Here is a 24,626-nt window from a genome sequence, read left to right as displayed (position 1 = left end):
AGACCTTTGATATTTTATAACCCATGTGAATTCCATAGGAAGATAAAAATTAGACTTTACCCATGAAAGGAAAAATAAGCATAAAATTTTTAGGCGCAGCTGGTACGGTTACGGGCTCCAAATATTTACTTGATAACGGAGATAAAAAGCTGATGGTGGATTGTGGTATGTTCCAAGGATTAAAGGAATTGCGTTTACTCAATTGGGAACCACCTGAATATGATCCACAATCTATTGGTGCTGTTCTACTTACTCACGGGCATCTTGACCATACAGGGTATTTAGCTCGATTAGTTAAACTTGGTTTTAAAGGCAAAATATATGGTAGTATGCCTACTTTAAAAATTGCTGAAATTATTCTTAAAGACAGCGCAAAAATCCAGGAAGAAGAGGCAGCAAGGGCAAATAAAGAAGGGTATAGTAAGCATAGTCCGGCAGAAGCTTTTTATGACTTAAAAGACGTAGAAAATACCATTCCGCTATTCAATCCTGTTTCTGAAGGTAACTGGCATTTAATTGAAGAGGATTTTAAGGTAAGGTGGCAATACAATGGCCACATCATTGGATCCACTTTTATAGAAGTTGAGAGCAGCGGCAAACGTGTGGTTTTTTCCGGGGATCTTGGTAGAAAAAAGGATTTGCTTTTGTATACGCCAAAAAGCCTGAAAAAGCGGATGTATTGCTTATTGAATCCACCTATGGAGGAAGGGTTCATCCAGAAGAAGAGACTATTATTCCTGATTTGGAGCGGGTTGTCAATGAAACGATAGCTCGAGGTGGAAGTCTTTTCATCCCGAGCTTTGCGGTCGAACGCACCCAACTAATGATGCTCATGCTGTGGAGGCTATTAAAAGAAAAAAGAATTCCTAACCTACCAATGATCATGGATAGCCCTATGGGTGCTAATGTACTCCAACTGTTTCATATGTCCAGGGATTGGCACAAACTAAAACCCAATGAATGCGATGAGATGTGTGCCCACTTTCAGGTAGTGAGTAATTACCGGGAAACCCTGGCACTGCGGGCCGACAATAAATCTAAGATCGTCATTGCGGGAAGTGGTATGATGACGGGCGGACGAATATTGAACTACATGGAAACAAGGTCAGATAATAGTAACGATACCCTGCTTTTTGTTGGTTATCAGGCAGAAGGAACCAGGGGAAGAAAGTTGTTGGAAGGTGCGAAAGAAATCAAAGTCTATGGTAAATGGCTGCCGTTCAAAATGCACATGGAACACATTGAAGGACTGAGTGCGCATGGTGACCAAAACGATTTGATTGACTGGCTCTCTGAAATTAAAAAACAACCCGAAAAGGTGTTTATTATTCATGGGGAAGCAGAGCAGGCAGAAGCTTTGTCAAAAGCCCTGGAAGATAATAAAGGATGGCAAACAGATATCCCACAACTTAATCAAAAGGTAGAATTGTGATGGAAGCAAAGGATACCCGGCATAACGTATTAAAACTAGTAAGATTAGGCATAGATGCTCGAAACGAATATATGGTATTTATGCGTAAGGACTGCCCGGTTTGTATATCGGAAGGGTTTGAGGCTTTAAATCGTATAAAAGTTACAAAAGGAGAAAAAACTATCGTAGCATCTCTTATCGTTTGGGATGATGAGTCACAATTAAGTCACGATCAATTGGGCCTTTCTGATGCCGCCATTGAAGCCCTGGATACTAAAGAAGGTGACTTGCTTAGGCTGAGCCATTTAGATGCTATGAGTTCTATGAGTTATGTTCGAAAGAAAATTTATGGACACCGGTTGAATCTGGGAGAGTTTGATACAATTGTAAAAGACATTGTCAATCGGAACCTTTCAAACCTTCAACTTTCAGCATTCCTTGCCTCCTGTACTGGTGATTCGCTTGATAAAGAGGAAGTAATTGCGCTCACAAAATCAATGATCAATATTGGATACAAATTGGAATGGGATGAATTGAATATATATGACAAACATTGCATTGGAGGGCTTCCTGGTAATAGAACAACGCCAATAGTAGTCGCCATCGTAGCGGCTGCGGGACTCATTATCCCTAAAACCTCATCCAGGGCCATAACATCACCAGCAGGTACGGCAGATACCATGGAAGTGATGACCAATGTAAACCTTACCATAGCGCAAATGAAAAAAGTGGTAAAGCAGGAAGGTGGTTGCCTGGCCTGGGGCGGATCAGTACAGCTTAGTCCAGCTGATGATATACTTATCCGTGTAGAAAAAGCATTAGATATTGATAGCGAAGGGCAGATGATCGCTTCTGTGCTTTCTAAAAAGGCAGCAGCTGGTTCTACCGATGTAGTCATTGATATTCCCGTTGGGCCTACTGCCAAAGTTCGTTCTCAGTTAGCTGCTGAGCATTTATCAGAAAAAATGATTGCAGTAGGTAAAGCCATAGGGCTGAATATAGAAATTGTGTTGTCTGATGGTTTTCAGCCCGTAGGACGAGGTATCGGCCCTTCACTTGAGGCCAAAGATGTTTTGGCCGTATTGAGGAATGAGAAGAATGCTCCAGCTGATCTTAGGGAAAGAGCTGTAATCCTAGCTGGCGAATTATTGGAAATGGCCGGTATGGCCGTGGTAGGCACTGGGGAATTTAAAGCCTTGAAAATAATAAGAAACGGAACTGCTTACGACAAATTTCTGGCAATATGTAAGGCACAAGGGCATTTTAAGGAGCCCGGAATTGCTACTCTTAAACATCCTGTTTATTCCAATCAGAAAGGGAGGGTTTTTGAAATTGATAACCGCAGACTGGCTAAAGTTGCCAAGCTAGCAGGAGCACCGAGTGTTAAGACCGCCGGAGTTCTACTCTATATCTCTTTAGGTAGTGCTGTTAAAAAGAATGACATTATATTTGAAATTCACGCAGAGTCAAAGGGGGAGCTTGAGTACGCTCTTTCTTACCTAAACACCCAAAAGGAAATTATTAAAATCAAAGAATCATGATATTATGGATATGATAGTTTTTGCTTTGCCGGGCAACGAAAGCCTTACAGATAAAATAGCCAAAAATCTCAAGGCTGAAAAAGGAGAAGCTACCATCCGGAAATTCCCAGATGGAGAAAGCTATATTCAGATACATTCGGATGTTAAAGATAAATGTGTAGTGATGGTCTGTACCTTATACATGCCGGATGCAAAATTACTATCCTTGTATTTTTTTAGTAAGACGGCCAAAGAGCTCGGTGCTTCATGTACGTGTCTTGTAGCGCCTTATTTAGCCTATATGCGTCAGGATAAACAGTTCAATCCGGGAGAAGGAGTTACATCTACTTATTTTGCTCAATTGATATCAGGCTTTGCCGATACATTGACCACCGTTGATCCCCACCTGCACCGTAGAAGTGCTTTGAGTGAAATTTACAGTATACCTAATAAACTGATTCATGCTGCATCCCATATTTCAAAATGGATCAGCTCCAATATTGAAAACCCTGTTTTGATTGGACCAGATAGCGAAAGTGAGCAGTGGGTTTCTCAGGTAGCAAAAGAAGCCGACGCACCTTTTACAGTGTTAGAGAAGGTAAGACATGGTGACCGGGATGTTGAAGTGTCCGTCCCAGATGTAACAAAATACAAAGATCACACTCCTGTACTTGTGGATGATATCATTTCTACGGCCAGAACAATGATAGAGACAGTAGGTCATTTAAAAACAGCAGGCATGCGTCCACCGGTTTGTGTTGGAGTCCATGCCGTATTTGCAGGCTCAGCCTATGTTGACCTAAAAATGCAGGGGTGCGCCAGGTCGTAACATGCAACACCATACCGCATGAAAGTAACCAAATAGATCTTTCAGATATTCTGGCAAAAAATATTCACAAACTAATGAAAAATCATGCGTAGTGTTTTGCTCACCTTAATTGCATTTCTACAACTTTCCCCTGTAATATTGTTTGGACAGGAGAAAGAAATGTTCATCGAGCAAATAGCAAATAAAAGAATAGTTCGTGAAAACTTTGATCAAAATGGTGGCCTGTTAGGTAAGCAGGTGTTTTTTACAGGAGAGTTAGAGCAGGAGGGCAAAAATTATCTGATAAAGGTAATAACCGAGCTTTATGACGCAAGCAGCCAGCTTACAGAAAAGTACACGACCACCTATCAGTGTAAACGCAATGAGTTTGAGGTGTTGTTAAATGTATTTCCCTTTACTGATCCTAATGACGAAAAGATAAGAGTGGATGTCACTTCAGAAGATTTTCAGCGACTGTATGAATTGGGTAAAGGAGTAGCATTAATAGATATTCAATTGAAGATGAGTGTTGAATCCGGGATGTTAAGTTTTTTCGGATCTAAAAGCCTGGTCACCATAAAAAACAGGAAAAAGGAGGTAGAGGACCAATCGATAAAAATAAGTAGTGAAGCTGTTATTGAAGCATACATAATGGGAATCCGTATTAAAACGATAATCTATGTCGTGGAAGAATACCTGACTGAAAATTTTGTATTGCAACGTCAGAAATTCACTGAGGACAATGGAGCTTACTTTACTATGAAATATTACGATAACTATTGATATCTAAATCGGCTCAATGACAGATATGAATAACTACAAAAAGAATAGCCTAAGTTTAACCGGAGCAGTGGCGCTAGGCACGGGAGTGATGATAGGTGCCGGTATATTTGCTTTACTTGGTCAGGTGGCGGATCTTTCAGGGACTTTGTTTCCCTTAGCTTTTTTGGTAGGAGCCGTCATCTCTTATTTCAGTGCTTATACCTACATAAAGTTGTCCAATGCTTACCCATCAGCAGGTGGTATCGCCATGTATCTCAAAAAAGCCTATGGACCAGGTACGATCACTGCTGCGGGATCACTTTTAATGGCATTTTCAATGGTGATTGGTCAAAGCTTGGTTGCCCGGACATTTGGAGCATATACCTTACAACTTTTTGATGTGCAGAAAAATAGTATTTGGGTGCCTATTTTGGGCGTTTTATTGTTGGTAGTTGCCTTTTTAATCAATATTTCTGGTAATAAGGTAATTGGCCGGTCTTCCTTGATGATGGCAGTTATCAAAATAGGAGGTCTTGCTATATTCGCCATTGGGGGTCTGTGGGCAGCAGGCTTCTCATTTGCTGAAGCCTTACCTTCCTCTGTTTCTGGTGACTATACGGCAACCAGTTATATAGCAGCTTTGGCTTTTACCATTCTGGCTTATAAAGGCTTTACAACTATTACAAACAGCGGTGGTGAGATTGTAAACCCTAATAAGAATGTAGGGCGCGCCATTATGATTTCGCTCTTTATTTGCACGTTGGTGTATTTACTCGTGGCTTTGGCAGTTTCAGCCAATTTGTCAATCCCAGAGATTTTAGCCGCAAAAGATTTTTCGTTAGCAGAAGCTTCTAAACCTGCATTTGGAAAGTACGGTTTATGGTTTACTGTGGGTATTGCTATTGTAGCTACTATTTCAGGGGTCATTGCCAGCATGTTTGCCGTTTCAAGGATGACCGCCATGCTTACGGAAATAAATCTAATCCCACACAAACATTTCGGAATGCCGGGGCGATTGCAAAAGCACATGCTGATTTATACGATGATTATTGCCATTACCCTCACGGCATTCTTCGATCTAACCCGTATTGCCTCTCTGGGAGCTATTTTTTACCTAACAATGGATGTAATACTCCAATGGGGTGTATTAAAAAATCTTAGAAAAAATAAATGTCAATGTTGCCATTGTTATTGCCGCCATTTTACTTGACCTTATTGTATTAGGCGCATTCCTCTGGATAAAGGTATCCAATGATTTTTTGGTAATTATGGTTTCCATAGTACTGATGTTTTTAGTATTTGTTGGAGAAAGGAGGTTTTTACAATGGAAAACGGATGAACCAGAATAATTTATATAACACTAAATAACTAAAAAATAAAATTGTTATGGAAATTTTAATTGTAGCAACAAAAGATTGTCAACACAGGCCAATACTTGAAAAAGAATTGCAAAATGCAGACTTACCCTATACGGTCAAATATTTTGAAGAACATCCAGATCTAGTTGAAAAATATCAATTCAAGCATTCACCGTTGCTAATTGTGAACGAAAGGGTAGCGTCAATTGGCATGCCTGATTTGGATATGATAAATAAATTGAAAATGAAAAACGTGAACATTTCGGAAATAAGGACAGGGAAGAGGGACCATAACCATATGATAGCCAAAAATATTGAGGAAGGACTGGTGGAAGTGGACACGACCTGGGGCCGTATTCAGCCAATACAGGCTGCCGTGGGGGTAAGAACAGTCGGGGAATTGGAGGTGTACCAACACCAAAAAGAGGGGAGGCCCATTGTTGATGCCAGAAAACCTGATTCTACCAATGGGGTAACCATTCTTGGCGCTGAAAACATCCCATACGATGAATTAGTGACCAGAAAAGAGGAGTTAGATGAAAAAAGCATACTATCTTCTTTTGCAATGGCCCGCAATGCCCCCAATCTGCTACAGGCATCAAGAACCTCGTGGAAGCGGGGTATCCGGCCGATAGGATTTTATATTATCGAGGCGGAATGCATGACTGGATAACATTGGGGTTGATAGTGGGAAAAATATGAGAAAATGCATAATTTATATCTGTTAAAAAATTTGACATATAATTCATACAAAAGAGGAACTACAATTGCATCCGGAAGATTTTGAAGTGGATGCTTTTTATTGGTTTGAAGGCATGAGAAACCCTGACGATAATAGTATTGTGTATGCCACTAGTGGCAAGGATGGTATTAAAGGTGTATTGGTTAATGCTTATGAGGTATACAGTAGCAGCATCAGGGGAGCAATTGTTCAAAAACTTAAAACGAACGACATATGATTGAGTTAGATAACATATCCACGTTACCACCTAAAGAAGCGATCAAAATGGAAACTAAAAATGCACTGAAAAAAATCCGAAAAGAGCTTTTTCACCTGCAAAATAAGTTTTATGCCGATGGAAGGTACAGCATGCTAATTGTTCTTCAGGGGCTTGATACCTCGGGAAAGGATGGGGTCATCCGTCATGCTTTTAGTGGAATGAACCCACAAGGTGTGCAGGTTACTTCTTTTAAAAAGCCTTCGGCTGACGAGCTTAAACATGATTTTTTGTGGCGCATTTATCCTCATTTTCCTGAGAAAGGAAAGATCAGGGTCTTTAATCGATCCTACTATGAAGATGTTTTGGTGCCTTCCGTCAATAAAAGTCTATCAGGCGATGTATTGGATCACCGCATCAATTTGATCAATGAATTGGAACATCACCTGCTAGCCAATAATACTTTGATCTTGAAATACTACTTACATATATCTGCTGATGAGCAGGTAGAGCGTATTGAAGAGCGTAAAACGAAACCACACAAACGCTGGAAGTATACGAAAGAAGATGAACTGGTACCCAACCAATGGGATGATTTCCGGGATGCTTACGATACCCTACTTAATGCATGTGATCACTTGCCTTGGCACATCATCCCTGCAGATAAGCGTTGGTTTCGCAACTATACTGCTGCTAAAATATTAGCCGAACAGCTTGAAAAACTTAATTTGGATTACCCAAACAAATAAAAAATAGACATTATGGAAAATCATAAAGAGCATAATCACACCCACCATAGGCACGAAGAAAGTAAAAAGCATGAAGATCATTCGGGGCATGAAGGTCATCAACATGGTGGACAAAGCAGTCATTCAGGTCATAGCCCTGGACATGGTGAAATGGGACATGATCACCATAAAATGATGATTGAGGATTTTAAAAAGCGCTTTTGGATCGCCCTGATTCTCACCATCCCAATTCTTGTATTCTCTCCAATGATACAGAGATTCTTGGGCTATGAATGGTTATTGCCCGGAAATGCTTACATCCTTTTTGGCCTTTCAACCATCGTTTATTTTTACGGAGGATGGCCTTTCTTGAAAGGACTAAAGAATGAGCTGAAAGAAGGTGCCCCAGGCATGATGACTTTAATTTCAATGGCCATTAGTGTGGCCTATTTTTATAGCTCTGCGACTGTATTTGGCCTTGTAGGTGAGGATTTCTTCTGGGAGTTGGCTACCCTAATTGACATCATGCTTTTAGGCCATTGGCTGGAAATGAAGTCAGTTCTTGGAGCTTCAAAAGCTTTGCAACTTTTGGTAAGTATGATGCCTTCGGAAGCACATAGAGTAAAAGGGGATAGTGTGGAAGATGTAAAATTGGAAGACTTACAGAAAGATGATATTATCCTCATCAAGCCTGGTGAAAAAGTCCCTGCTGATGGAATTATTGTAGAAGGGGAAAGCTATCTGAACGAATCCATGCTTACGGGTGAATCCAAACCTGTAAAAAAGGGAATGGAAAATAAAGTGATTGGCGGGTCACTCAATGGAAACGGTTCTCTAAAAGTAAAAGTAGAGCATACGGGCAAAGACAGCTACCTCAATAAGGTGATTACGCTGGTTCAAGAAGCACAAAAATCCAAATCCAAGATGCAGAATCTCTCTGACCGTGCGGCTAAGTGGCTTACTTATATCGCATTGGCGATAGGCTTTGGTACACTGGCCATCTGGTTATTTTTAGGATTTCCTTTTGTGTATGCCCTAGAGAGAATGGTTACCGTAATGGTGATTGCCTGCCCACATGCTTTAGGACTGGCAATTCCATTAGTGGTAGCTATATCTACCGCTGTGTCTGCGCAGAACGGTTTATTAATTCGAAACCGAACTGCTTTTGAAGAATCGCGTAAAATCTCAGTCTTACTCTTTGATAAAACAGGAACATTGACCAAAGGGGACTTTGGAGTTACCCGGATTGAATCCGTAGATAAGAACTATGACTCAAACGAAGTGTTAAGACTTGCGAGTGCCTTAGAGCAAAGTTCCGAGCATCCGATTGCTGTAGGAATTATTAAAAAGGTTAAGGAAGAAAATGTCACAATACCTAAGCTTGAAAATTTCAATGCGATTACGGGCAAAGGAGTTGAGGCCAATGTGGATGGCAAAAAAGTCAAGGTGGTAAGTCCTGGGTATTTAAGAGATGAAAAAATTTCTATTCCTGAAGATGCTTATAGTGATGCCGCTGAAACAGTTGTTTTTGTTTTAATTGAGGGAAAATTGGCAGGGTACATTGCCCTTGCGGATGAAATTAGACCTGAATCAGCAGAGGCTATTAAAGTATTTAAAAAGAACAACATTAAAGTGTTGATGGCAACCGGAGACAATGAAAAGACCGCCAAAGCAGTAAGTGATAAACTGGGATTAGACGGTTACTATTCAGAAGTGCTACCCCATCAGAAAGTAGAGATTGTAAAGGAGTTACAAGCCAAGGGAGAGTTTGTCGCAATGACAGGTGACGGAGTAAATGATGCACCGGCACTTGCGCAAGCCAACGTTGGAATCGCGGTGGGTTCAGGTACCGATGTGGCGGCCGAAACGGCTGATATTATTCTTGTCAACAGCAATCCACATGATATTGCCAGTCTGATTTTATTTGGTAAAGCCACTTATAACAAAATGATCCAAAACCTGATATGGGCTACTGGCTACAATGTCATTGCCATTCCTCTCGCGGCAGGGGTGCTCTATTCTTCGGGCTTTGTATTGGGGCCAGCAGTGGGAGCTGTATTTATGAGTTTGAGTACCATCATCGTAGCTATCAATGCACAGCTGCTCAAAAAGAAAATAGGTAACAAGTAATGGGTAATCGGGAAATGCTTGGCAGGATAATAATTGTCCTGTTGAGTATTTTTGTGGTTATGAGCGGGTATGGCGTACTGCTGCCCGTTTTACCCTACTATACGGAAAGACTTGCTTTAAAGTCCGGTGTAGTGGCGGATGAGGATATCAACTATCACATTGGTATCCTTACCAGCATATACCCATTTTTTCAACTATTATTTGCGGTAGTTTGGGGTAAGTTATCCGACCGTTTCGGTCGCAAAGGACTGATCATTATGGGGTTGTCAGGCTTTGTCATTATGCAGGTTATGACGGGGCTATCAACTTCATTAGCCATGCTATATGTAGCCCGTATTTTAGGTGGTATATTTTCATCGTCTGTTATACCGGTGAGCAATGCTTACCTGAGTGACCTTACCAGTAGTAAGCAACGAAGAAAAATACTTGCATGGTCAGGAGTGGCTGTCAGTGCAGGTGTCATTGCTGGGCCTATGATTGGTGGTTATTTGGCTCAAACCAATCTACATTTTAATAACAGATTGGGGCACTTGTTATTGGATAAATTTAGTGTGCCTTTCCTTGCAGTTGCATTGTTAGGAATCGTTGCTTTAGTGGGGGTTGTGCTGTGGCTCAAAAAACCAAAGAAGCAATATACCAATAACCCTCAAGGAAAACCCATAATGATGGGGATGCTGGCGAATCCTGTTTTTCTAAGGCTCTTACTATTATCGTTGGTGATACAATTGGCCGTCACGCTATTTGAAACTGTTTTTTCCGTGTATGCCAAAGATATCCTTGTCTTTGATACCGCACAAGTTGGTCTTGGGTTTATGCTCTGTGGTTTGATCATGGCTGTTTTACAACCCATCTTTGCCAGTTTCAATGAAAATATCCTGCCTATGAGGCTGCAACTGATTATAGGGTTTTTACTGGCTGCCGCATCAATGGGTATTTTCACCCTAATGACTACTGACTTCTATGTATTCACGATGATCATAATTTTTGCCACAGGCGGGGCGATGGTGACACCAAACCTGATCGCCTCGATCTCGTTTATTGATGAAAACAATACCGGGACTTATTTGTCCACTCAAACCTCTACCAATAGTATCGGTCAGGTATTGGGGCCGTTGTTAGGTATGTGGATTTATTCTTTTGGCAGCTCATGGCCATTTCTGATTATCGGGATAATCCTGCTGCTAGTAACTCTTTTTACCATGCCGGGATTAAAATTTATTAAATGATAGCTCAACATTAAATATAACTGAAATGAAAAAAATAGCGGAATACTTAGGCGATCAGACAGAACACTTGCTGCTACATACTTGTGACACGATTGATAAAACAAGGCTTACCCTACCAGGGCCAAACTATCTGGATCAGGTTTTTCTGAATTCCAATAGAAGCCCACAGGTACTCAATGCACTAGCCCGGTTATATAACAGTGGCAACCTTGCCGGAACAGGTTATTTATCCATTCTTCCGGTTGATCAGGGTATTGAGCATACGGCAGGGAGTGCCTTTGGGCCTAATCCCGACTATTTTAATCCGGAGAACATTGTACAACTGGCCTTAGAGGCGGGTTGCAATGGAGTAGCCTCAACATTTGGCGTACTTGGATTGACTTCTCGGAAATATGCCCATAAGATTCCCTACATCGTCAAGATTAACCACAATGAGTTACTTACATATCCAAACAAGCATGACCAGATCTTATTTGGGTCTGTAAAAGATGCCTGGAATATGGGTGCATGCGCTATTGGAGCCACTGTCTATTTTGGGTCAGCCGAATCAAATAAGCAGATTCGTGAAATTTCAGAAGCATTTGCTTATGCCCATGAACTGGGATTGGCCACTATCCTATGGTGCTACACCCGAAATGAGGCTTTTAAAACGAATGATAAGGACTACCATGCTGCTGCTGATCTGACAGGTCAGGCCAATCATCTAGGAGTAACCATTCAGGCAGATATCATCAAACAAAAACTACCTGATACAAACGGAGGTTTTAGAGATTTAAAGTTCGGCAAAACGTCTGAAGAAATGTATGCCAAATACACTTCAGATCATCCCATTGATATGTGCCGTTATCAAGTAGCAAATTGCTACATGGGTAAGATAGGATTGATTAACTCTGGTGGAGCATCCGGAGAATCCGACTATGAAGATGCAGTAAAGACAGCCGTGATCAATAAAAGAGCAGGTGGCATGGGCTTGATTTCAGGAAGAAAGGCATTCCAGCGACCGCGAAAAGAAGGTGTTGAACTGCTCAACCTGATCCAACAAGTGTACCTGGATCGAGAAATTACGATTGCTTAAAGCAATGTTTCAAGTTTTGTTGAAATGGTCGTTTATATATTGGGTCCATACATCCAAAGAAGCCTATAATTTCATACATCAAATACTGGATTTTTAAATCATAATGCAGGGAATAGCGTTTATTTACTGAAGTGTTAATACAATTTTAAGATGGCGGAGAGTATAAAATTACATGTTAAAAATATGGTATGCCCACGGTGTCTAACAGCAGTTGAGCAAATAGTGGAAAGGCTTGAAATACCATACGCGAATGTAGCGTTGGGAGAGATTGATCTTAAGCATGCTATAGATGATGAATCGAAAAAACGGCTAAGTGAAGCCTTGGAAAAAATCGGTTTTTCGCTCATAGATGATCGTAAAAGCCGATTGATCGGGCAGATGAAAAATTTGATTGTTCAAAAAATCCATCATTCTCAGGACGTTTTGGAGGTAAAGTGGGCTGATTTTATTGCAGATCAACTCAACTATGACTATAAATACCTGGGTATGCTTTTTTCTTCCGTAGAAAGCATTACCCTAGAGCAGTATATCATTCGCCAGAAAATCGAGCGCATTAAAGAATTGCTGATATATGATGAACTTTCACTAAGCCAAATTGCCTATCAGTTAGGATACAGTAGTGTGGCACATTTGAGTAGCCAGTTTAAAAAGGTAAACGGCATGACACCTTCTAATTTTAAAGGTACTATTGATAAAAAAAGAAACACATTAGATAATATCTAATTATTCAAGATTTTGATTTGTTCACCCCTGCTACTGAAAATTTTATAAAAACTTCAGTAAATCCTATAGTACTTATTTCTCCTTAACTTCCGAATTTTGTAATGTTCTATTACGAACAATTAGATTTAAAAAGGATATATGGAAGCCATAAATAATACAAAACCCAAAGAAAAACCATCTCAGAAGATGGGCAAGACACAAAAACAATCCTTTCCGGTAACGGGTATGACTTGTGCATCCTGTGCTTCCAGCGTGGAATCCATTCTTACCCATACTGAAGGAGTGGCCAAGGCAAGTGTTAATTTTGCCAATAGTTCAGTTTTGGTAGAATATAAGGATTCACTCAGCTCAGAGAAACTTCGTAAAGCCTTACAGTCAGTAGGATACGATTTGATTATCGATGCTGAGAACCCAGCCGAAGCACAGCAGGAACTTCAAGAAAAGCATTATCAGGAAGTAAAAAGTCGTACCATCTGGGCTGCGAATTTTACACTACCGGTATTTACTTTGGGCATGTTTTACATGGACTGGGTGCCGGGCAAATGGATTTCTCTGGCTTTCACCTTTCCAGTCTTATTCTGGTTTGGTCGAAGCTTTTTCATCAACGCCTTCAAACAAGCTAAATATGGAAAGGCCAATATGGATACCCTTGTTGCCCTGAGTACAGGGATTGCCTTCATTTTTAGTTTGTTCAACACCTTATACCCTGAATTCTGGTACAATCGTGGCGTTCATCCACATGTATATTATGAAGCGGCTACTGTAATTATCACGTTTATTTCATTGGGAAAAGTTTTGGAAGAAAAAGCAAAATCCAATACTTCCTCCGCCATTAAAAAACTAATGGGCCTTCAACCCAAGACTTTGAAGGTGATTATGGATGGTGAAGAAGTGGAGATGCCTATCTCATCTGTGCAAAAAGGTTATACCATATTGGTTCGTCCTGGGGAAAAAATCCCTGTAGATGGTGAAGTGGCTGAGGGAAGTTCTTTTGTAGATGAAAGCATGATCACAGGAGAACCCATACCGGTAGAGAAAACGAAGGGTGAAAAAGTATTTGCCGGAACGGTGAATCAAAAAGGTAGCATTCGCTTTAAGGCTGAGAAGGTGGCCGGAGAAACCCTATTGGCTCAAATCATCAAAATGGTGCAGGAGGCCCAGGGCAGTAAGGCCCCTGTTCAAAAGCTGGTTGATAAAATAGCTGGAATATTTGTCCCTGTAGTCATGGGCATTTCCATCGTCACATTTATCACCTGGATGTTGGTAGGCGGGGACAATGCCTTTACCCAAGCTTTGCTTACTTCAGTGGCCGTGCTCGTTATTGCCTGTCCCTGTGCTTTAGGATTGGCCACCCCTACTGCCATTATGGTAGGTGTTGGAAAAGGGGCTGAGAACAATATCCTGATCAAAGATGCGGAAAGTCTGGAATTAGGACATAAGGTCAATGCGGTCGTATTGGATAAAACAGGTACCATCACAGAAGGTAAACCCGTAGTGACGGATATTTTATGGGAGGAGGATCATCAATCTGAAAAACTCAAATCTATACTGATGGCCATGGAGTCACAATCCGAACACCCTTTGGCAGAGGCTGTGGTTCAAAAACTGAAAGAAGAAGGTGTTAAATCAGCTTCCGTTTCTCAGTTCAATAGCATTACGGGGCGTGGAGTTGAAGCAATGGATGCTGATAGTATCATCATGTACTACGTTGGTAATCAAAAATTGATAAAAGAGAACAATATAACCATCAGCGATGATTTGAATGAAAAGGCAAAATTTCTGCGGGAAGAAGCCAAAACGGTTATCTTTTTTGCCAATCAGGATCAGGCTTTGGCTGTGTTGGCGATTGCCGATAAGATAAAAGAAACGTCTAAAAAAGCGATTGAAACGCTTCAGAGTCGAAACATTGATGTGTATATGCTTACTGGAGATAATAAGCAGACGGCTGCTGCGGTAGCAAAACAGGTAGGACTTCAGCACTTCAAAGCAGAAGTTTTGCCTTCGGACAAAGCTGATTTTGTAAAGGAGTTACAAGCCAAAGGAATGATTGTGGCAATGGTTGGAGATGGTATCAATGACTCACACGCCCTGGCTCAAGCCGATGTGAGTATCGCAATGGGCCATGGATCTGATATTGCAATGGATGTGGCTAAAATAACCTTAATCACTTCAGACCTGCAGTCCATACCTAAAGCGTTGAACCTCTCTAGAAAGACGGTTTTGGGAATACGTCAAAACCTTTTTTGGGCGTTTATCTACAACATCATTGGCATCCCAATTGCTGCCGGTCTTTTATACCCTATCAACGGCTTTTTACTTGACCCTATGATTGCCGGTATGGCCATGGCCTTCAGTTCGGTATCGGTAGTAGCCAATAGCCTACGACTGAAAACAACTAAAATTTAAAATTTAAATTTTCAAACTTTAAATAGACAAATCATGAATACTTTAAAATTTAAAACTAATATCAATTGCGGTGGGTGTTTGTCAAAAGTGACCCCATTTCTGAATGAGGAAAAGGACATTGAAAAATGGGACGTTAACCTTAAGAGTGAAAACCGTGTGCTTACAGTGGAGACGTCAAAATTGAATGCCGAAGAAGTAAAGAAAACAGTGCAGAAAGCGGGTTTTAATGCTGAGGCTATATAGGGCAACTTAAAGACTCATCTGCCACTAATTCTCAATATCCTCCCAGAAAGGCTTTTAGGCGGGCATCGATAATTCATTAAGTTTATATTCATTATGTTTTAATTTATAAACGTGTATAGCAGCTCGATTTCCATACTGAAAAATCAGACAAAGTTGTGTTATCGCGGCTAATTTTAATAGGACGATCTAGGCCAACCATTACTGGCTGGTGTTTCTGAGTTTTGCCTTGATTCTTGATGTAGAATTATTAGCTTGCCAAAAGTGACTTCTTTTGGATTTTTTTCCGAAAATCTAACATCCCTCCATTGAAAGAGCTATTCATATAATTTTTCAAAATGACTAGTCCTGAATAGATGTTACAGATTTTAAGAATAAATTTAGATAGCATCGGGTTACGACTCGGTGCTATTTTTGTTTCTAATGAAGAAACTAGAAAAATAGAGAGTGCTTTAATATTGCTGTATTGAAAATACTGATGTTGACTCCTCCAACGGTGATATTGCCCCCACTTATATTTTTGTAACGAAAAAAGGCCAGTTTGACAAAATTCCTTTAATTTTTTAAGACTTTCACTTTTGAGTTCAATTCTTTGAGAGAAATGTATCAACCGATACAAAATTGCATCAGCAATAGTGGCTTCACTTTATGTGAATCAAACAAACTTCCTAATGGTAATTGACTCACTATATATTGTAGGATTTTGTATATGCCTTTCTTCTATTATTTCCTTCAGATCCATTTGGTGTTGTTCATCCATATGGGTCAACCCAGAATTTTATAGGACAAGCAAATAGGTTTAGGGTATTTTGTTTAGAAGCTGGTATATGGTTTCTTTCAAGCGTGCCATTTTTGTATGTTAAATAAGTTTCTGACCATTAAAGAAGATGACTTTATTCCCCTATCACAAGCCTGATGTCCCAATTCTGAAGCAATAAAGCTTTTCCACAACCAGTGGCTTCATTTATCAATACAGACTCTTCGTTGTTAATATAACTGTCGATAGCTAAAGAATCTATTAGCCCTTTGTCAAGAAGCCAAGAAAACGTTCACTGTGAAATTGTAATTGCCGCAAATGTACAAGGTAGAGACCTTAGAAGTGTTGTCAATGATATTCAACAAATCATAGGAGATCAAATCCAGTTCCTGATAGGTATCGTGTAGAATATGACGGACAATTTAAGAGTGAGCATAAAGCTTCTCAATTACTATTAACCAATGCAGGTATGGCCGTTTTAATAATTGTCCTGTTGCTGTATTACGAGTTTCAAGAGATCAAGCTTCTCTTGGTGGTGTTGCTTAGTTTACCTTTAGCACTCATTGGTGGAATTCTGATTGTCTACTTTACTTTAGGTGTCATCAGTATTGCTACTACCATTAGTTTTATCAGCGTATTTGATATTGCAACTTGAAATGGAAAACTTCTCGTATCTAGATATGAAGACCTGAAAGGATGGGGAAGAGGGTTCTGAACCCTTGCTTAAAGGGGCAATGGATCGTCTCAATCCTATTCTAACGAGAGCATTAACTATCTAGCAGGCATTGATTCCCTTGGCACTAAAAGATGGAGAGGCTGGAAATGAGATTCAGAGCCCAATGGCTATTGTTATATTAGGAGGCTTACTTGCAAAAACCTTGCTAAATCTGATCGTAATTCTATGTCTGTATGAGTTGGTAAACAAGCGAAAATCTATTGTTCAATAATTCAATAATTTCTTTAATCAAAATACCTCAGGGAAATTCGCTGGAGTTTATTTTATAAATCATCTAGTAATTAATTTTCCATAAAATACTGGTGAGATGTTGTTTTTAGAAAAGACAGATTTTCTGATAAGATTGGTTAAGCAGTTAGCTTTCGCTGCTTTTTTAAATCAGGTTCTTCGGGTCGGACTAACTGGTACAGCAACTTAATTTAGATACGTCTTTTCCAAAAGTTATTGCTGCTAATTTGATACCTTCTCCCAAAGTCAGGTAAGGGTAAAAACTGTCTGCCAAATCTTTCACGGTAATTCCGTATTTGATTGCCATACTCAATTGTTGAATCAATTCTCCGCCTTCGGGAGCGACTATTCTTGCCCCAATCAATTTATCAGTTTCGCTGTTGCGAATGAGTTTGATAAATCCCCTAGTGTCATTCGCTGCTATTGCTCTTGGTACGTCTTTGAGTTCCAATTTAGAAACTTCAAATGGAATACCGTTCGCTTTGGCCTGAGCTTCGTCCATACCCGCACCTGCCACCTGTGGATCGGTAAATACCACCCATGGCAAGGAAGAATAATCTGCTTTATTCTCTGTTCCTGTGAAAGCGTTTTCAACGGCAATTTTTCCTTCAAAGGCAGCGGTATAAACAAATGTGGGCGTATTGGCTACGTCTCCTGCTGCATAGATGTTGGATAGATTGGTTTCCATTTTTTCATTTACTGCGATATGTCCATGTTTGGTGAGGTCCAAACCAATATTGTCTAACCCTAATTGGCTTGAATGGGGGTTGGTTCCTGTTGCAATTACTACCTTTCCTTTTTCAACAAATTTAGTGAATGAACCGTCAGGACATTTGCAATGTATTGTGGTTACGTTGCCTTGTTTTTCAAACTTTACCGCTCTGAAATTGGGTAACATTTCAATGCCTTCTTTTCGCATTTGGCTTTCCAATGCTTCGCTGATGTCTGGTGTTTGTGTTCGCAATACTCTGTCGGTGAATTCTATGACACGAACTTTTACCCCTAATCGATTGTAAGCCATTGCAATTTCCAAACCGATATAACCTGCTCCCATGATGGTCAGACTTACTGGTTTCTCTTCCAAGTCAAAAAGGGAAACATTGGTCAAATAGTCGATTTTGTCCAATCCTTCAATATTAGGAATGTTGGTAGTAGCGCCTGTGGCAATTAAAAATTTGATTGCTTTGTACCTTTCCCCATCCACTTCAATTGTTTGGTTGTCTATGAACCTTGCCCAACCTTTTAACATGGTCAGGTTTTTAAAATCGCTCACCACATCCAAATATTTTTTCTCTTGCAGTGTAGCAACCATTTTTTCTTGTCCTTGATGACTTGAGCAAAATCAATATTCACTCCTTTCGGCCGAATGCCTTCAAAGTTAGAATGAGTAGCATGATAAGCCGTTTCGCCTGCACGAATTAGATTTTTGGAAGGCACACAGCCCACATTTACGCAAGTACCTCCAAAGTCCAAACCGTCATTTACCATTAAGGTTGAAAGTCCTAAACTTTCAGCTTTTATAGCAGCTGAAAAGGCTGCCGAGCCACCACCGATTATTATGAGGTCAAATTGGGTGTAACTACTATTTTCATTTTCTAGTATTTCAACTTTTACTCCGTAGTTTTTAGTACTGTTGATGATATTGATTATTTTTTCCTTAGTCGTTTTTGAAGGATCAAAAGAGCATTCACAAGTAGCTTTAGAATAGCTTACTTTGGCTTCTTGTACCCCTTTGTTTTCAGCAAGTAGCTTTTCAATGCTTGTGGCACATTGGTCGCAGGTCATGCCTGTGATATCCAGTTTTATGTTTTCTTCGTTCATAATTATTACCTAAGCTTTTGAAATTTTTAATGGCTAAACCATATAAACGATATCAGAACTTGCTGACGGATAAGTAAATATCATCGTTTTAATATCTCTGGAAGTTAATCCTGTTTTTATGGCTATGGCAAAAAGATTAATCACCTCTTCAGAGTGCGGTCCAATGATATGTGCCCCCAGGATTTTTCCGGTTTCCTTTTCTATTAAGGTTTTATACGCATAGGTTTTCTCATTAATTCTTTTGCCTGTAAACCAATCCGGAACTGCTTTTTCTTCACCGTAAAGTTGATGCCTTGTTCCGTTGCTCTTTCCTCAGACAACCCCACAGATGCCATCGTGGGTAAGGTAAATACCACAGTGGGAATACCTGTATAATTTGGCTTTTTGGTGTTACCCTTTATTATGTTAGAAGCAATTATATGACCTTCCATGACAGCTACAGGGGTAAGAGGAATTCCCTCGGTATTGGCAGCATCACCGGCAGCGTATATCTTAGGATTGGTATTGCTTTGCAAATACTCATTTACTTCAATCCCTTTTCTACTGAAAGCGATATTTGCTTTTTCCAGATCCAGATCAAAAATTGCCGGTGGTCGTCCGGCTGAATTGATCACTGCTTCCGCCTCCCAGTTTTGTTCTCCGTTTTCATTCTTGCCTGTTACCAAATAAGAATTTCCCGATTTTTCAACGGCTGTTACATTGGTATTCAACACCACCCTAATGTTTAATTTTTTGGTGGCCTCCGTCAATTGCTCCACAATAAATGGATCAAAGTTTTCTAAAGGACGTTCACTACGATGCAGGATGATGACTTCGCTACCAAAGCGGGCCGCCATATGCGCAAATTCAAAGGCGATATAGCCACCACCTATAAAAACTATCGATTTGGGAAGTTTATCAAAATCCAGAAAGTCGGTACTGGTCAGCGTGTGCTCCTCGCCCGGGATTCCCAATACCTTTGGCTTTGCGCCTGTAGCTATCACGATTTTTTCTGCCTCTATTGTTTCATCACCTACTTGCAGTTGATTTTCTGAAATAAATTTAGCCGATTTGTGAAAGGTTTCAATTCCATTGTGTTTATAGCCTTTTTCAATTTTAGGGGGCATTGCATCTACAAACTCCTGTTTAGATTTCATCGCTGCTTCCCAATGTTTAGCGGGCACTTCAGCAATTTGTTTTTCGTGAAGGCGTTGTGCAAAATCCTTAGCTTCAGTAGCACCAAGCATTATTTTTTTGGGTCACAACCTCGGAGAGCACAAGTTCCTCCATAAGGCAGTTCATCCGTGATACCAACTTTCAGTCCTTTTCCGGCACAAATGTTGGCAATGTTCATGCCTGCCATTCCCGACCCTAATACAAATACATCAAACTTCTTCATAGCTGTTTCTCCTGTTTTTGATTTTTCCTCATGATTTAGACCTTATATCCAGTTTTCTCTATCACTTTAATGATAGCATCAGAGCTGGTTTTTCCGAGTCGTATTGGAAAGTCGCCAAATCGCTTGGGTATTCCGACTTATGTTCCAAAATACCCTCAACTTCTTAGATGGCATTTGAAATGTGGCTGGATAAACCCGCACAGGTCATTTCCGTGATCTTGATTTTCACTGTTTTACCTTCTTGTTGTGTTGCATTTTCGGTTTGTGCTTTACTGGCAGTTGATTGGCAACATTAAGCTTTGATCTGAGCAATTCCAATGAGGAACAAAACGCTCCATAAAATCAAATTCATTGTTCATTATGTAATTATTTAATTAAATTCTTAAATACAGTGCACAAAAAAACACTATTTCTTGCCGACCACTTTATAACCTGTGCCATTGATGACTTCTTCAATTTGAACCAAACTTACTTTTGATTTATCAAATTCTACTTTGGCAGTTGCTTCTTCATAAACTACATCTACATTTAAAATACCTGGTAGCCTGTTAACATCATTTTCTACGTGCGAAGCACATCCGTTGCAAGTCATTCCTTTTACCTCCAAAGTCACCGTTTGAATGTCTGAAGCATTGACCATTACAACTTCCTTGTTGTCATTTAAAGGATAGAAAATATGTGCATAGCTTGGAAAAGTGAGCATTAAAGCTGCAAACACCGTTACAATTCCTAAAAATGTTTTGGTCTGCATAAAAGGTTTTTTCTCCTCTTTGTCGCCTGCGGAACGGGTAGTTTCGCAATCGCATTGAATTCCTTCGGCGGTTCGCGGTTTGAGTTTCTGATACCAAGCAAAACCCAATACCAAAACGGTAATGCCAATAAGATAAGGTCTTGCTGGTTCCATCCACGAAAATGTAGACGCTACACCTGATGCTCCTGAAATCAGAGCCAAAACAGGTGTTATGCAGCAAAGTGATGCTGCTACTGCCGAAAGCACTCCAGCTCCAACAAGTCCGTTATTTTTCTTTTTCATACTGTTTCTTTTTTGAGTTATTGATAATATGTTTAAAAAATGGTTGTAGTAAAGGCAGTTGCTCTTGTCTTAAAGAATAGAAAATAGTTTGTCCATCTCTTCTTCCTTCAATTACATTTTTGTCTTTTAGTTTTCTGAGATGTTGAGAAACGGCGGGGATACTCATTCCGAGAATGTCTGAAAGGTCGCAAGGGCAAAGTTCTTTTTCTTCTTCCAAAAGAAATAAGATTTTCAACCTCACTTCGTTTCCTGCCAAGGCCAATAGCCCACTCAATTGACTGAATACTTTGTCGTTTGTTTGAAGCATTTCCCGACAATTGTCTATTTGCACCTTGTCGGCAAACACTCTGATACACGATTGGTTGTTTTCCATAGTTTTCCTGTTTTCGGATTAATAACGCATTACAATTAAGAATAGTTTTCTTATTTAAGCAAATACTTAAATTTATTAATGAATTTTTAGAATACAGCGGGCCCGAAATTGTTCATTAGCTTATCGGCCAGTAATTCAACAGGTGGTTTCTTCTCGGCAATACGGCTCATTAAACTAACTACCTGGTTCATGAAACTATCTTCCCCGATTTTGGAAACTTTAATTTGCAATGCACCGTCAAGATTTAAAGTACCACCACTTACAGTTGCACCAACTTCTTTATTTGCAGGTGTGCTTTCACCTGTAAAACTTGCTTCATCAACACTTCCAGCACCATCCAAAACCTCACCATCCAAAGGTATCCTTTTACCTGGCCTAACTTCTACAACTTCACCAACCAATATGTCTTTGGTCAATACATCAACAAATTGTTCGCCTCTCATAACCCTTTCATTTTGTCAATGCATACTTTAGAGTCACATTGCTCAATGGTATTATATACTGTTATTTCGCAAGACTCGCAAGACATTTCTTTTACCATTTTTACTACTGGTTCACATATTGGACATCCAGCTGTAAATACTTCAATTTGTCGGTTCATCTTTTTAAGATTTTAATGATTAAAATTGATTACTCTACAAAGATGGGGTCGGTATAGGGGTGGTCTCCAAATTTATTTTCAATTATTTTTGTTTTCGCTTGACCATAGGAGTTTTCAGGCTGCACTTCCATTTGTAAAGTGAGTGCCGTGATAAGTGATAATAAGTTAAGGTTTTCAATGAATGAATTTACCAGTGATCGGGGAATACCTCTGGAAGTGGTGCTTGTAACGGCAGCATCATTGGCCTTTCCCATAGCCTTGTACAAAATCAACCCGGATGAATATATCGCACTCTGGATGGAATGTACCCACAAGGGGTGTGAAGTCAATGCGCAACCTAATTACTTGGTATGCCCATGCCATGGTAGTGAGTATGATGCAAAAGGAAATGTAGTAGAAGGCCCGGCAGAAACTAATCTTAAAACATTTAACATAACCACAGATCATGAATACATCTACGCCATTTATAAAAATCTCAATCCACTATTACTTCTTATTCTCATGGGAATAGGAGCTTCCGTTATGGCACAGCGGGTAAATAATGATACTACTGCCATCCAAATGAACATGGATGCGGTCTATAATCGTCCGTTTTTGCAGGCTGGCAGCTTTCCGGTTGCCTTGGGTGGCTATATTGAAGCACACGCCCAGTATTTTGTGACAGATGGTATTACGGAAGGTGTCTCTTTCAAAATTCCAAGAATAACCCTGTTTATATCCTCCACCATCAAAGAACGGATCAAATTCCTTTCTGAAATTGAGTTTGAAGAAGGTACCAAGGAGATCAACATTGAGTTTGCCGCCCTGGATTTTGAACTCCATCCTGTGCTGAACCTAAGAGGCGGAATTATCATTAACCCAATAGGCGCATTTAACCAAAACCATGACGGGCCGAAGTGGGAATTTGTAGATCGGCCTATAATGGCTACTACCATCATCCCGGCTACTTTCAGCAATGTAGGCTTTGGTTTGCACGGTAAGCCCCATCAGAAACAATGGGTTTAGGCTTATGAGGCTTATGTTACCAATGGTTTCAATGCTCAAATAATTGCCAACAGTGTAGGCCGTACCTGGCTTCCCGCTGCCAAGGAAAATGTAGATCGTTTTGAAGAAAACTTCAATGCTGTTCCCCTAATTACACTAAAAACCGCAATTCGTCATCGGAAAATCGGGGAAATAGGTCTGTCATGGATGGGTGATGTATATAATAAATAGGAAGAAGACGGACTTGTGCTAGATGAAAAGAGGCGATTGGATGTGGTAGCTGTAGATTTCAATACTTCCGCTATCAAAAGAGTCAATATCACAGGGGAATGGGTATGGGCATTCATCGAAGTTCCCGAATCCTATTCACAGCAGTTTGGCACTCAGCAGCAAGGCGGGTTTGTCGACTTTGTTTACACCATTTTAAAGCGGAAAATACTTGGATGGGACCATGCGATACTCAACCTGGCTTTGCGGCTGGAGCATGTGGATTATAATGTCGGCTCATTTGTGGAAACCGGAGGAAATATACATGATGATGTACAGGCCATAGTGCCTGCCATTACCTTCAGACCCTCATCTCAAACTGTAATCCGTGCCAATTATCGGTATAAGTGGGAGACAGACTTGTTGGGCAATCCGGCAGCCAAAACAGCAGGCTTACTGATAGGAATATCCAGCTATTTTTAGTCGGTCTGCTATCGTATTAACTATTTAAGTACTAACAATCCTGAGAAAACATGCGTTAATATGAAGATACAACTTTGCAATACCCTTGCATTGCATTAATCCGTATATTTGCAATAGTGAAAATTGCGTGCTACATATTAAGCTTTTACTTTATCGTCCTTTCAGGGATGGCCTGTGCGGATACAGTGCCACTTAAGGATAGCGAGAATAGTATTACAGTAGTCAAAGCTGCGGATAATAATCATGACCATGACCACAATCAGGGTTGGGACGGTTGTTCTCCATTTTGCGTATGCCATTGTTGCCATGTGCATTTTTTATCAACAGCAGGGGTTGATTTCACACACCTCGTGAAACTTTCTGCGGTTTACACTTCTTATTTTCAGGATTTCAGAAGCATTGAAATCTCTGGATTTATCAAGCCCCCCAAATCATAATTCTTCTTGTCTTGCAGGATAAGTATGCCCTGACGATAAGTCCTTTTAACAGGACTGAGTAAGCATTTTATTGATCCGTCAGGCATTTTCTTTTAATGGGCCTTTAGTACTCAAAGGCAAAAATTAATTGTATTCAACCCTATTCAGAAAGTTGAAAAAATTGAATAAAAACAAAACGAAAAAAAGGAAAAAGAGAACGAAGAAAATCACTGTCAAAATTCTACTGAAATGGTTTTTTATTGTGCTGATTAGTGCCATTCTCA

Annotated in this window: 27 protein-coding genes and 2 pseudogenes; 21 read left to right on the top strand and 8 right to left on the bottom strand. The window is 40.1% G+C overall.

Annotated features, from left to right (window positions below; translation table 11 throughout):
- Window positions 1–62 precede the first annotated feature (62 nt).
- The 18 genes and pseudogenes from WG932_RS06640 to WG932_RS06555 all read left to right on the top strand — a co-directional run bounded on the left by WG932_RS06640 (window position 63) and on the right by WG932_RS06555 (window position 17,029).
- Window positions 63–770 carry an MBL fold metallo-hydrolase gene (locus WG932_RS06640; protein WP_483087410.1) on the top strand — a complete coding sequence of 236 codons (708 nt, stop codon included), beginning with the start codon at window positions 63–65 and terminating at the stop codon, window positions 768–770.
- Window positions 680–1,432, top strand: a complete 753-nt coding sequence (locus tag WG932_RS06635) for an MBL fold metallo-hydrolase RNA specificity domain-containing protein (protein ID WP_483087409.1) — start codon at window positions 680–682, stop codon at window positions 1,430–1,432. The genes WG932_RS06640 and WG932_RS06635 overlap by 91 nt, the downstream gene beginning before the upstream one ends.
- Entirely contained in the window at window positions 1,432–2,952 is a 1,521-nt protein-coding gene (locus tag WG932_RS06630; protein ID WP_483088589.1) for a thymidine phosphorylase family protein, read from the top strand. Before WG932_RS06635 ends, WG932_RS06630 begins: the two co-directional genes overlap by 1 nt.
- A 4-nt stretch (window positions 2,953–2,956) precedes the next feature.
- On the top strand, window positions 2,957–3,760 hold the full coding sequence (locus WG932_RS06625; protein WP_483087408.1) for a ribose-phosphate pyrophosphokinase: 804 nt from the start codon (window positions 2,957–2,959) through the stop codon (window positions 3,758–3,760).
- A gap of 84 nt (window positions 3,761–3,844) precedes the next feature.
- On the top strand, window positions 3,845–4,522 hold the full coding sequence (locus tag WG932_RS06620; protein WP_339904637.1) for a hypothetical protein: 678 nt from the start codon (window positions 3,845–3,847) through the stop codon (window positions 4,520–4,522).
- A gap of 25 nt (window positions 4,523–4,547) precedes the next feature.
- Window positions 4,548–5,850 (top strand): annotated as a pseudogene (locus WG932_RS06615) (APC family permease).
- A 37-nt stretch (window positions 5,851–5,887) separates the two neighbouring features.
- Entirely contained in the window at window positions 5,888–6,532 is a 645-nt protein-coding gene (locus WG932_RS06610; protein ID WP_483087407.1) for a rhodanese-like domain-containing protein, read from the top strand.
- 94 nt (window positions 6,533–6,626) lie between these two features.
- Entirely contained in the window at window positions 6,627–6,818 is a 192-nt protein-coding gene (locus tag WG932_RS06605) for a hypothetical protein (protein ID WP_187770983.1), read from the top strand.
- Entirely contained in the window at window positions 6,815–7,546 is a 732-nt protein-coding gene (locus WG932_RS06600) for a PPK2 family polyphosphate kinase (protein WP_339674915.1), read from the top strand. The genes WG932_RS06605 and WG932_RS06600 overlap by 4 nt, the downstream gene beginning before the upstream one ends.
- 12 nt (window positions 7,547–7,558) lie before the next feature.
- The gene (locus WG932_RS06595) at window positions 7,559–9,655 is read left to right on the top strand and encodes a copper-translocating P-type ATPase (protein ID WP_149394702.1); all 2,097 of its coding nucleotides are present in this window, start codon (window positions 7,559–7,561) and stop codon (window positions 9,653–9,655) included.
- The gene (locus WG932_RS06590; protein WP_483087406.1) at window positions 9,655–10,881 is read left to right on the top strand and encodes an MFS transporter; all 1,227 of its coding nucleotides are present in this window, start codon (window positions 9,655–9,657) and stop codon (window positions 10,879–10,881) included. Before WG932_RS06595 ends, WG932_RS06590 begins: the two co-directional genes overlap by 1 nt.
- A 25-nt stretch (window positions 10,882–10,906) precedes the next feature.
- The gene (locus tag WG932_RS06585) at window positions 10,907–11,956 is read left to right on the top strand and encodes a class I fructose-bisphosphate aldolase (RefSeq protein ID WP_483087405.1); all 1,050 of its coding nucleotides are present in this window, start codon (window positions 10,907–10,909) and stop codon (window positions 11,954–11,956) included.
- Window positions 11,957–12,139: 183 nt separating this feature from the next.
- A complete protein-coding gene (locus tag WG932_RS06580) occupies window positions 12,140–12,679 on the top strand; it encodes a helix-turn-helix domain-containing protein (RefSeq protein WP_483087404.1) in 540 nt (179 codons plus the stop codon).
- Between the two features lie 138 nt (window positions 12,680–12,817).
- Window positions 12,818–15,085, top strand: a complete 2,268-nt coding sequence (locus WG932_RS06575) for a heavy metal translocating P-type ATPase (protein ID WP_483087403.1) — start codon at window positions 12,818–12,820, stop codon at window positions 15,083–15,085.
- Between the two features lie 33 nt (window positions 15,086–15,118).
- Window positions 15,119–15,328: a heavy-metal-associated domain-containing protein gene (locus WG932_RS06570; RefSeq protein ID WP_014022508.1), complete on the top strand. Its 210-nt coding sequence runs from the start codon at window positions 15,119–15,121 to the stop codon at window positions 15,326–15,328.
- Between the two features lie 1,023 nt (window positions 15,329–16,351).
- Window positions 16,352–16,489: a hypothetical protein gene (locus WG932_RS06565; RefSeq protein ID WP_244874475.1), complete on the top strand. Its 138-nt coding sequence runs from the start codon at window positions 16,352–16,354 to the stop codon at window positions 16,487–16,489.
- A gap of 35 nt (window positions 16,490–16,524) precedes the next feature.
- Window positions 16,525–16,737 (top strand): annotated as a pseudogene (locus WG932_RS06560) (hypothetical protein); the annotation flags it as partial.
- Between the two features lie 130 nt (window positions 16,738–16,867).
- Window positions 16,868–17,029: an efflux RND transporter permease subunit gene (locus WG932_RS06555; RefSeq protein ID WP_316928104.1), complete on the top strand. Its 162-nt coding sequence runs from the start codon at window positions 16,868–16,870 to the stop codon at window positions 17,027–17,029.
- A gap of 186 nt (window positions 17,030–17,215) precedes the next feature.
- Here WG932_RS06555 and WG932_RS06550 read toward each other — a convergent pair whose 3' ends face one another.
- The 8 genes from WG932_RS06550 to WG932_RS06515 all read right to left on the bottom strand — a co-directional run bounded on the left by WG932_RS06550 (window position 17,216) and on the right by WG932_RS06515 (window position 22,094).
- The gene (locus tag WG932_RS06550; RefSeq protein ID WP_483087402.1) at window positions 17,216–18,358 is read right to left on the bottom strand and encodes a dihydrolipoyl dehydrogenase family protein; all 1,143 of its coding nucleotides are present in this window, start codon (window positions 18,356–18,358) and stop codon (window positions 17,216–17,218) included.
- Entirely contained in the window at window positions 18,316–18,867 is a 552-nt protein-coding gene (locus WG932_RS06545) for a cation transporter (RefSeq protein ID WP_483087401.1), read from the bottom strand. The genes WG932_RS06550 and WG932_RS06545 overlap by 43 nt, the downstream gene beginning before the upstream one ends.
- Before the next feature lie 33 nt (window positions 18,868–18,900).
- Window positions 18,901–19,047: a hypothetical protein gene (locus tag WG932_RS06540; RefSeq protein WP_483088588.1), complete on the bottom strand. Its 147-nt coding sequence runs from the start codon at window positions 19,045–19,047 to the stop codon at window positions 18,901–18,903.
- 23 nt (window positions 19,048–19,070) lie between these two features.
- Window positions 19,071–20,093, bottom strand: coding sequence for a dihydrolipoyl dehydrogenase family protein (locus WG932_RS06535; protein WP_483087400.1), 1,023 nt, complete (start codon window positions 20,091–20,093; stop codon window positions 19,071–19,073).
- Window positions 20,093–20,245 carry a hypothetical protein gene (locus tag WG932_RS06530; RefSeq protein ID WP_483087399.1) on the bottom strand — a complete coding sequence of 51 codons (153 nt, stop codon included), beginning with the start codon at window positions 20,243–20,245 and terminating at the stop codon, window positions 20,093–20,095. Before WG932_RS06530 ends, WG932_RS06535 begins: the two co-directional genes overlap by 1 nt.
- Window positions 20,246–20,651: 406 nt before the next feature.
- On the bottom strand, window positions 20,652–21,278 hold the full coding sequence (merTP, locus tag WG932_RS06525) for a mercuric transport protein MerTP (RefSeq protein ID WP_014022504.1): 627 nt from the start codon (window positions 21,276–21,278) through the stop codon (window positions 20,652–20,654).
- The gene (locus WG932_RS06520) at window positions 21,262–21,651 is read right to left on the bottom strand and encodes an ArsR/SmtB family transcription factor (protein WP_483087398.1); all 390 of its coding nucleotides are present in this window, start codon (window positions 21,649–21,651) and stop codon (window positions 21,262–21,264) included. The genes merTP and WG932_RS06520 overlap by 17 nt, the downstream gene beginning before the upstream one ends.
- A gap of 86 nt (window positions 21,652–21,737) precedes the next feature.
- Window positions 21,738–22,094, bottom strand: coding sequence for a P-type ATPase actuator domain-containing protein (locus WG932_RS06515; RefSeq protein WP_483087397.1), 357 nt, complete (start codon window positions 22,092–22,094; stop codon window positions 21,738–21,740).
- Window positions 22,095–22,399: 305 nt separating this feature from the next.
- On the opposite strand from WG932_RS06515, the gene WG932_RS06510 reads away from it, so the two are divergent.
- The 3 genes from WG932_RS06510 (at window position 22,400) to WG932_RS06500 (ending at window position 24,363) form a co-directional block, all read left to right on the top strand.
- On the top strand, window positions 22,400–23,257 hold the full coding sequence (locus WG932_RS06510) for a QcrA and Rieske domain-containing protein (protein WP_483087396.1): 858 nt from the start codon (window positions 22,400–22,402) through the stop codon (window positions 23,255–23,257).
- A gap of 225 nt (window positions 23,258–23,482) precedes the next feature.
- Window positions 23,483–23,926 carry a hypothetical protein gene (locus WG932_RS06505; RefSeq protein WP_483087395.1) on the top strand — a complete coding sequence of 148 codons (444 nt, stop codon included), beginning with the start codon at window positions 23,483–23,485 and terminating at the stop codon, window positions 23,924–23,926.
- A 116-nt stretch (window positions 23,927–24,042) separates the two neighbouring features.
- Complete coding sequence (locus WG932_RS06500) at window positions 24,043–24,363, top strand: DUF6660 family protein (RefSeq protein WP_483087394.1); 321 nt, start codon at window positions 24,043–24,045, stop codon at window positions 24,361–24,363.
- The last annotated feature ends 263 nt before the right edge of the window (window positions 24,364–24,626 follow it).

The organism is Cyclobacterium sp. SOCE241 (assembly GCF_056867545.1).
Note: the sequence above shows the minus strand (reverse complement) of the source record. Positions and strands in the feature narration are given on the sequence as shown.

Bases quoted from the DNA above. Each gene is read 5' to 3' on its own strand.
- WG932_RS06545 (WP_483087401.1), bottom strand. From the start codon at position 18,867: ATGAACGAAGAAAACATAAAACTGGATATCACAGGCATGACCTGCGAC.
- WG932_RS06590 (WP_483087406.1), top strand. From the start codon at position 9,655: ATGGGTAATCGGGAAATGCTTGGCAGGATAATAATTGTCCTGTTGAGT.
- WG932_RS06585 (WP_483087405.1), top strand. From the start codon at position 10,907: ATGAAAAAAATAGCGGAATACTTAGGCGATCAGACAGAACACTTGCTG.
- WG932_RS06625 (WP_483087408.1), top strand. From the start codon at position 2,957: ATGGATATGATAGTTTTTGCTTTGCCGGGCAACGAAAGCCTTACAGAT.
- WG932_RS06630 (WP_483088589.1), top strand. From the start codon at position 1,432: ATGGAAGCAAAGGATACCCGGCATAACGTATTAAAACTAGTAAGATTA.
- WG932_RS06530 (WP_483087399.1), bottom strand. From the start codon at position 20,245: ATGAAGAAGTTTGATGTATTTGTATTAGGGTCGGGAATGGCAGGCATG.
- merTP (WP_014022504.1), bottom strand. From the start codon at position 21,278: ATGAAAAAGAAAAATAACGGACTTGTTGGAGCTGGAGTGCTTTCGGCA.
- WG932_RS06550 (WP_483087402.1), bottom strand. From the start codon at position 18,358: ATGGTTGCTACACTGCAAGAGAAAAAATATTTGGATGTGGTGAGCGAT.
- WG932_RS06595 (WP_149394702.1), top strand. From the start codon at position 7,559: ATGGAAAATCATAAAGAGCATAATCACACCCACCATAGGCACGAAGAA.
- WG932_RS06620 (WP_339904637.1), top strand. From the start codon at position 3,845: ATGCGTAGTGTTTTGCTCACCTTAATTGCATTTCTACAACTTTCCCCT.
- WG932_RS06520 (WP_483087398.1), bottom strand. From the start codon at position 21,651: ATGGAAAACAACCAATCGTGTATCAGAGTGTTTGCCGACAAGGTGCAA.
- WG932_RS06600 (WP_339674915.1), top strand. From the start codon at position 6,815: ATGATTGAGTTAGATAACATATCCACGTTACCACCTAAAGAAGCGATC.
- WG932_RS06535 (WP_483087400.1), bottom strand. From the start codon at position 20,093: ATGCTTGGTGCTACTGAAGCTAAGGATTTTGCACAACGCCTTCACGAA.
- WG932_RS06515 (WP_483087397.1), bottom strand. From the start codon at position 22,094: ATGAGAGGCGAACAATTTGTTGATGTATTGACCAAAGACATATTGGTT.
- WG932_RS06570 (WP_014022508.1), top strand. From the start codon at position 15,119: ATGAATACTTTAAAATTTAAAACTAATATCAATTGCGGTGGGTGTTTG.
- WG932_RS06610 (WP_483087407.1), top strand. From the start codon at position 5,888: ATGGAAATTTTAATTGTAGCAACAAAAGATTGTCAACACAGGCCAATA.
- WG932_RS06640 (WP_483087410.1), top strand. From the start codon at position 63: ATGAAAGGAAAAATAAGCATAAAATTTTTAGGCGCAGCTGGTACGGTT.
- WG932_RS06580 (WP_483087404.1), top strand. From the start codon at position 12,140: ATGGTATGCCCACGGTGTCTAACAGCAGTTGAGCAAATAGTGGAAAGG.
- WG932_RS06575 (WP_483087403.1), top strand. From the start codon at position 12,818: ATGGAAGCCATAAATAATACAAAACCCAAAGAAAAACCATCTCAGAAG.